This window comes from Cupriavidus phytohabitans, assembly GCF_000426345.1.
In the GTDB taxonomy this organism is placed as follows: domain Bacteria; phylum Pseudomonadota; class Gammaproteobacteria; order Burkholderiales; family Burkholderiaceae; genus Cupriavidus.
Window position 1 is genome coordinate 1 of record NZ_AUFE01000127.1, and the last position, 7,874, is coordinate 7,874.

7 protein-coding genes are annotated in these 7,874 nt (G+C 57.6%); 3 read left to right on the forward strand and 4 right to left on the reverse strand.

From position 1 onward, the window contains the following. The first annotated feature begins 64 nt into the window (after positions 1-64). Positions 65-1,033: an NAD(P)H-dependent flavin oxidoreductase gene (locus tag K309_RS40990; protein ID WP_369796566.1), complete on the forward strand. Its 969-nt coding sequence runs from the start codon at positions 65-67 to the stop codon at positions 1,031-1,033. Positions 1,034-1,320: 287 nt separating this feature from the next. Further along, on the forward strand, positions 1,321-2,121 hold the full coding sequence (locus K309_RS0132825; RefSeq protein WP_029050215.1) for an SDR family oxidoreductase: 801 nt from the start codon (positions 1,321-1,323) through the stop codon (positions 2,119-2,121). A 571-nt stretch (positions 2,122-2,692) separates the two neighbouring features. On the opposite strand, the gene K309_RS0132835 is transcribed toward K309_RS0132825, so the two are convergent. From K309_RS0132835 to K309_RS38420, 4 genes are all read right to left on the reverse strand, one after another. After that, on the reverse strand, positions 2,693-3,007 hold the full coding sequence (locus tag K309_RS0132835) for an H-NS histone family protein (protein ID WP_029050216.1): 315 nt from the start codon (positions 3,005-3,007) through the stop codon (positions 2,693-2,695). Positions 3,008-3,416: 409 nt separating this feature from the next. Continuing rightward, complete coding sequence (locus K309_RS0132840; RefSeq protein WP_029050217.1) at positions 3,417-3,830, reverse strand: hypothetical protein; 414 nt, start codon at positions 3,828-3,830, stop codon at positions 3,417-3,419. Positions 3,831-4,204: 374 nt separating this feature from the next. Continuing rightward, entirely contained in the window at positions 4,205-4,843 is a 639-nt protein-coding gene (locus K309_RS39465; protein WP_051320745.1) for a hypothetical protein, read from the reverse strand. 258 nt (positions 4,844-5,101) lie between these two features. Beyond that, the gene (locus K309_RS38420; RefSeq protein ID WP_035878759.1) at positions 5,102-5,617 is read right to left on the reverse strand and encodes a hypothetical protein; all 516 of its coding nucleotides are present in this window, start codon (positions 5,615-5,617) and stop codon (positions 5,102-5,104) included. Between the two features lie 1,169 nt (positions 5,618-6,786). Between K309_RS38420 and K309_RS0132855 the strand changes: the two genes are divergently transcribed. Then, positions 6,787-7,116: a hypothetical protein gene (locus K309_RS0132855; RefSeq protein ID WP_029050218.1), complete on the forward strand. Its 330-nt coding sequence runs from the start codon at positions 6,787-6,789 to the stop codon at positions 7,114-7,116. Positions 7,117-7,874 lie beyond the last annotated feature (758 nt).

The window sequence follows — 7,874 nt, forward strand, 5'->3', positions numbered from 1 at the left end:
CCGCCCTCTACTCCGCGCCTCAAATTCCCCGCCTGTACACCAGTTTCGACTTTAGCTCCCGCTGATCGCCGCGCCTATGCTAAAAGTGTCAGGGCCAGAACTCGTGATCGCGGCATGCCGCGCCGGAGTGATGGGAAGCTTTCCGTCGGCGAACGCATTAGAATCAGGCGGGCTAGACGCGTGGCTTGCGCGAATTCGTACCGCCTTGTCACCACTCGACGCTCCATTTGCAGTGAATATCATCATTCACCGTTCCGCTGATCAACTCTCCGCAGACGTGTCAGCTGTGCGCCGTCACGGGGTTGAGTGGGTAATCACAAGCGTTGGCTCGCCCGCTGCTGTCATCGGACCACTTCACGATGCAGGATGTCGCGTACTAGCGGATGTTGGAACGCTCGCCCATGCTCGCAAGGCAGTGCGGGCAGGTGTGGACGGACTTATCCTCTTAAGCGCTGGTGCCGGTGGGCAAACTGGTTGGCTCAATGGCTTGTCTTTCATCCGTGCCGTACGCGAATTTTTCGACGGACCCATAGTGCTTGCAGGTGGGGTATCCGATGGTCATGCTCTATGGGCTGCTAGAGCCGCTGGCGCCGACCTCGCCTATATGGGTACGCGGTTTATCGCAACCGAAGAGTCGTTGGCGAACGAGGCCTACCGCCGACTGGTTGTCGATTGCTCTCTGGACGATGTCCAACTCACGCGCGCATTTACCGGCTTGCAAACCAATATGCTCCGCCCTTCTATTGTCGCGGCTGGGCTTGACCCCGAACAACTGGATGAAAGCATATCGCCCGCGCGAGCCCGCGAGCTGTTTGGTGCCGCAAGAACAACCTTCGACAGACCGCAGAATGATCAACCCGGGCCGCGTCGATGGAGCGACATCCGGAGCGGCGGCCACAGTGTCGGCGCAGTAAAGGCTGTGGTCCCAGTCGCAGCACTGGTCGAATGCACCCGAGTTGAGTACGCTGCGGCCATGCAGGCATCGCAGCGAGAAGCTACTGCGGACCCATTCAGGGTTCGAATCGCTGCCTAATGTTGAATAGCTGCTTCAAAAGCCGTGCCTTTTATTGCAAGGACCGGTGAGGCTCGCAAGGATGCGCGACCGTCGTATACGAGAGCGCTCTATCCGGGGCGACGGATCGCTGGGCAGTAAGAAATCGCGTAGAAATCATTTCACCATCGTGAAAGTGTGGTGAGCACCAACAGGCGCGCTATGATGACCGCTGTCGTCTAACCGGCGTCGCAACCGGCCCGCCACAGATCGGGATTCGCGATTTGTCGAACGATGTCCGCGCTCCCCGCCAACCAAAACACACCATTATGGATCTCGAACTTCGCAATCAACGGGTGCTCATCACCGGCGGCAGCCGCGGTATCGGCTTGGCTTGTGCGGCCGGCTTTCTGCGTGAAGGCGCGCGCGTGGCCATCGTTTCGCGCAGCGCCGAAAACTTGGCGAAGGGCTGCGCCAAGCTGGCCGAAGGCCAGGGCGACTTTGCCAAGGACGTTGTCGTGGTATCCGCCGATCTGACCAATATCGCCGAGGCCGCACGCGCGGTGGAAGAAGCGGTGGCAGGACTTGGCGGCATCGACATTTTGGTGACCTCCGCCGGCGCGGCCAAGCGCAGACCGCCGGACGAGCTGACCCCACAGCTGTGGCAGGAAGCCATGGCCGCCAAGTATTTCAGCTACATCAATGTGATTGATCCAGTGGTCAAGCGCATGGCGCAGCAAGGGCGCGGCGCCATCGTCAACATCGTGGGCATGGGTGGCAAGATAGCCACCCCCGCCCACCTGGCAGGTGGCGCAGCTAACGCTGCACTGATGCTGGCCAGCGCCGGACTGGCCAATGCCTACGGCAAGCAAGGCGTACGCGTGAACGCGATCAATCCGTCGGCTACGCATACCGAGCGTCTGCAGCAGGGCATGGAAGTGGATGCACGAATCGGCGGCCTGACGGTAAAGCAGGCGCTGGCGCGCGCTAATGCGCGCACCGGTCTGGGCCGCCTGGCCACGCCGGAAGAGGTGGCGGACGCCGTGCTGTTCCTCGCCTCGCCACGCGCAAGCTATATTTCTGGCTCCATCCTGTCGATCGATGGAGCCACCACTCCGATGGTGGTCTGAAGCTGCGAGACAATTGCCGCTTATCGCAGCAAAGTAAGCGCTGCTACGGGCAAGCCTTGCTCGACGTGAAGTGTAGTAAAACCGGGCCTTCCGCAATTTGTGTGACGACGGCGACCTCGCGTTTAACGAGTTTTAGCGTGAAATGGGTCGTCTCCGGTGCCCGCTTCTTGACGACCTCGTGGGCGAGTCTGGCAGCCGTGTGCCGGCGGCGACGTACCCGGACTCTCGCCCTACTCTCGCCCTACTCTCGGACTCCTCTTGCCGATGGGCAGCCCAGCGTCGCGAAATGGTAGTGAAAGCCTTCGCGTAGGTCGTCGTACATGCCATCGAGCAACCAGAACAAGTCTTCGAGCTTCCCGCCAATCCATTGCAACGCGTTTCGAACCATTCACCTCTCGCGAAAATTGCGTCAACAATGACGCTGCTTCGCTCTATCGTCAGCAAGGAGAAATTGTTTAGGGCTGAGTTGCACGCTGGGGATGCATCATTCTTCGGAATCGAGATGCGGCAAACTGCTTCCGAGAAATAAGGAAACGGGCGCCCCCTGGACGGAGGAGCCCAAGGCCACAATTTACTCTTCGGCAATCAGGAACCTGTTCGGATTCTTCCCAAGCCACGCCGGCATCCTGCCCCGGCCCGACCAAGTCTTTCCCGTCTTCGGGTCGCGATACTTCGGCGGTAGCGGCTCCTTTTCTACCTTTGCAGCGCCACTGCCAGCGGGTCGACCGCGTCGGCGCTTGCCCTGAATGTCTTCCACGGACAGGCCGTATTGCTCCATCAACGACCGGATTTGTTCGATAACGCCGGCCACTTCAGTAGAGCGTACCTCGGCGAGCTGAGCTTCCAAGGCTTCTTTCTGTGCCAGCAGTTGTTTGTAAGTTGCCATGTAATAATCCTCGTTCAGCCGGTTGCGGGAGTCTGGAATTTAACCCAATCTGAGCCCAGTATAGACATTCCCCCATATTCTTCGGCTAATTTCTGGTACTCAGCTGCGAGTAGTTCAGTTTCATTGAACTCACCGGCAAGCTCTCGAGAATCAGGTGCCGGGGTACGCCAGGTGGCCGCCCAGAGATAACTTTCAGGTTGCCGACGAATGTAGTGATGCAGCGCAAGAAGGTCAGCCCGGCTATTCTCAAAGGCCCTCAGAAGATAGCACGACCTTGACACCCTTAAAGTCGTCTGGCCGTGGAACCGGTGGCACGCGGGCAGACATGAGCGGGTATGCAGCCCGATGGCTTTTGATATGCTCGAGCATACTGTGCCACGGTTCGGTGTCTCCCCAAACATATCCCGTTTCAAGCAATTCGCCCGGCGTCAGAGCAATATCCGGCGTCTTCGGGAAATAGAACCTGTAGACCCACATTGTCCTGCTCAACGCCAACCACAACCGGCATGACCTTCCACTGCTTCCAGGAGTCGATGTACGTCCAAACGTCCGGGTCCTTCGCATCGGCAAGCCAGCGAATCTCCTGCTCACCCACGGACAGTTTCATCTCGATGATGAGATGCGCACCAAGCTGCAAATTTTCGAAAGTCATTGTCGCCGGCGAGAAGTCCTGCGGCAGGCTGGCCAGGGCCGAGGCTTCCACTGGGCATGTCAACGCGCCAGCGTACAGAGGCAGCCCTTCCGGCATCTCCGGCTTGTGCCAGAATCGCGCGAGGAGGTCGAATTCTCCTACGGCATGAATATTGTCGCCAAAGTTGTTCATTCGTCTTCATCGATTAAGCATGCGAGCATGCCGGTCGGCACGCCTCGCACAGGCATGCTTTGCCTGCATATGAGTGTAGGTTTGCCGAGGAGGCATAATTTGCTCGAAAGCGCATTCGTCCCCTGCTCTAGCGTGCGCTTGAGCGGAATACCCCGTGCAAATAGAGGTCGTTTTCGCCGTGGAACGGCATCAATCTTTTTTTGCATTGGGATGACTTGGATGCGCTGATGGCTACCGAAGCCCGTACACATCAAGCGCCCCGGGGGCGCGTTCTTCCGGCGCGTCACAGCGGGCAGTGCCCCACCCATGCCACATCCCGGGAAGGAGCGCACCCAGAAAATGCGCGACCCCAGAGGCCGCGCATTTGAGAGCTCTCAGATGTTTTTCCTCTCTCCCGGACCCACGGTCACATACTGCTCAACAAACGGACTCACTCGCTTCGTCACTAGAACGTTCACAAAGACATGCCGCAGGGGCACCCCCGGAATGTCAGTGGTCGCTTGCGCCTGCAGAACACCGCTTGAAACAAGCTGAAATAGTGCGTCCACCGTGCTCGCAGTAGAAGCTGAATTCCCGCCGCTCCGATATGCCTCGTTGCGGAGAACTCCGGTTGGAGCCTCTGCTACGCCGAGCGACACGTCCCAAGAGTCGCCATTCTCGATTCTGAACAGAAGAGGGATACGCCCAACCGACCTCCACATGTCAAGCGCCGACCACACCTCCGGGTCGACCATATCGGCTACCCAGTAGAACTGCAAATCTCCCATCTGAAAACGGATTGTTTGCAGTTTGCTTCCGTCGCCCAGTTCGATGCATCCGAAACCGAGATTGCTCTGCCTGTACTGAGACCCGAGAAGGTGCTTCTGCTCCTTGGCAATTGGGCATGTCAACATGGGAAGGTTTCCCGGCAAGCCACGAGCCTGCTTGAACTGCGTTTCCAACGACTGGAGCTCTTCCAGCGTACCGATAGGCAGAGAGCTCTTCTTCGTGGTCATAATGAAGCTAGTTTCCATCTCTTTTGTCCTGCAGAAGTTATTGACGGGTAATCGCGCTATGGATAAGCGCGGCAGATCATTCGGTTCGGTGCTGAGGTGCACCGGCAAGAAGAATCAAGATCTGCTGTTTGGTATAGCGCGATACCGGTGGATGTTTGTCTCGCCGACACGAAGTTGCTGTTGCTGTACATCCGCGCAGTTACGGGCTCCGGTTATGGGAAGCGAGCACGCGCATGACGCGGTGCTCGCAAGAATCCCCGGACTATTTTCGTCCAATCAAGACAGGGCGTAGTGGAGTTTCACTGCGCCATTTTTGACAGCGTGCGAGAGGCACGTGCGAACCCACCAATACGTCAGATAGAACTCGCCGCCGGCATCTGAGAACGACCGAGCCCTATCATCCCATGCGTCGAAATCTGCGACCAGTTTGGCCGCTGTACGCGGGCCAAGGGTGGTCATCCAGTACTCGCAATTCAGTAGCTCAGCGAACGGACCACCGGCCGGATACGCTTCGTGGTTGTCCTTGTCGAAGCCGACAAGCTCGCCCAGCATGTCGTGCCAATCTCTACCTTGGTAATCACAGGCCAACGGATACTCGAGCACTTGCTCGTAAGCATAGAGGGTTGAATCCTTCAGCTCGTTCAGCACGCTCCGGCAACCAGAGCTGTCGTCGTGCTGCTCGTAGAAGGCTTTTTCAATCTTTTGTCCCGTCGTCGAGTCGATCCACGAACCGAGCGAGTTGACAGCTGCATGAACAGGCGAAATTTCCTTGTAAACGGTATAGACGAACATTTTTTCAAAAACTCCTTTTTTAAACTTAATTCAGGATTGAAGGTGTGTTGGGCGGCTCACCCGCAAAAGCGGTGTGGTGCTGCGAAAGAAGTATATGTTTGAGAAATGTTGATGAAAACACCTGAAAACTGAATATGCTGACCCCTTTTTGTTATCGATTTAAAAATTTGGCAGTAATTGGAGCAACATATTCCAAATTTTCTCGCGGAGAAATTCTGTGCGGTAATCGGACGAACTCCCGGAAGGCGGGATTGCGACCCTGTGATTGGCGGCCCGGGAGTTCGAAAACGTAGCTTGGCACTGTGCAAGTTGCGCCGGTACGAGCCGCTCACGCGGCAGGGTTGCGTTGACGTTCTTCTCCGCCCTCGGTCTTCGGCAGCCGTGCGCCATGGACGGCGATGGGCGGCAAGTCGTGGAACAACAGCTAAGCAGCGGAGGCGGCCTCCTGCGCTCGCCAGGAGAGAACATCCGCAAGGCGCCAGCGAAGCGGGAAGTTCGGGCCTAGGTACGCAGGCGGTGGTAAGGTGCGCGGCTGTCTTTTGGCCCGGCGCAGAACCGTGCCTGGGCTGACCTTTAGAATTTCGGCAAGGTCGTAGGCGTCAAGGTAGGAGGTCGATGGCAGGTGCATGCCGAGTATAGATTCGCGAAAGCGTCATGACTTGTTCGAACCTAGCGAATGCAGCGCATACGAGACTGTGCTGCTTGGGGATGGTAGCCGCTCCCCTCGCCGACGGCAGCTATTTTTCGAAGGCCCCGACTTCGAACCGTCGACCGCCTTCCTCCTGGCGGCGCATTCTTGCTGACAGAGGCATTGCCAACAGCAATCTTCTTGGAGGCTAGCTGCATTTCCACTCGCAGCAAGCGGCAGGAATTTGCCGCTTGAACCCACAAGTGGACTTGTAGCGGCAAAAATGCGCCGGTTGTTCCAAGGAAATTCTCATCCCAAGAGGCGGTGAAGTGGCACGCACGGCCTCCTCTCGCTCATACACGTCTGAGGAGCTTGAATATATGATTGGTGAGAGCTTTGCGCGACTCCGCAGCAACTGCAACTTGGAGCATTTCGGCAAGATTGTGCCCATCGCGACTATCAACCCCTTGAGGCCCGCCAGGAGTGCCGAGCCGCGCCAGCGCGCAAGCAGACGTCGCTCTAAGAAGGAGGAACATCAAACATGAACCTGGACGACATCCCCGAGGACTTTCCGCGAATCAAGATTCCGGCCGTGGTTACAGGCGCCCAACCGAAAATAGGCGTTCGCGAGATTGACGGGCGGTATGTCGCTGGCCAGACCGAAGAAGAGCGATTTGAGCGTTGGGACATCTGCGAGGACTTGGCGCAACAGCTTCTGCCAGTTGCGAAAAAAGATGCTGCCAAACATCCTGAACATTCCAGAGAGCAGACGCTCAGGCGAATGCGCATCTCCGTGTCGCAGAAGGGGTGGGTGTCAGAGGACGAACTGGATTGGCTCATCCGGCGGCTCGGCGTCCTGCTGCAGGCCTGACCAGGCCAAGCAGTAGGGATAGGTGGCACACCTCCTCTGGAGGATGCGATCGGCACGCTCTACCAGGCGCCGAGAGATGGAACGCGCCAAGTGTTGGCGGTTTCCGCTGAAAAGTTGCCGCGGTTGGAGTAGGAAACGAGCACAGCAACATGCTGCGCTAGTGAGAGTCTGCCGTCTACTTTGGGCAGCCTCAGTTCGTATGGAGCGCCCCCGATCTGCCGAAAATAAAAAGCACTGCCGAGGCAGTGCTCTATGTGGAGGTAGCGAAGGGCAGCTCGCTCACAAATTAGCGCTGCCAGAATCAACGCTTCTTGCTCGACTGAGACACCACCGTCCCGGCAAGTGTCTTCGTCAGCGGAGAGGAGCGAGAATTGTCCAGTGCCTTCGACGCTTTGCTTTCGGGGCGGGCACCTGTTTGCACGCTAGGGAAACGCTTATGTGGACGCCTCCCGGATTGCAAGCCGATTGACATGGTGGTCGACAGGTGAAGGCAGCACGCTTATGTCCGGCCCTTTTGTGCAGGCCGCTCAGCCTGCTGGCCCATATGGAATTCGCTGGCGAGGTCCTCATCTGATCATCGAGCGTTGCTGCTCACATTCCCTATCGGGTTTTCCTCGCCCCGGTCCAACCTGTTAGCCATCATGCGATCAATGCTTGCGCTCCTTGAGAACAAGTCAGTTCAGACGGATTGTCGGGGGCACGCACCTGGCTATACAGCCATGGCGGGTGCCGTGTATCTCGTATCCCTTGCTAGCACC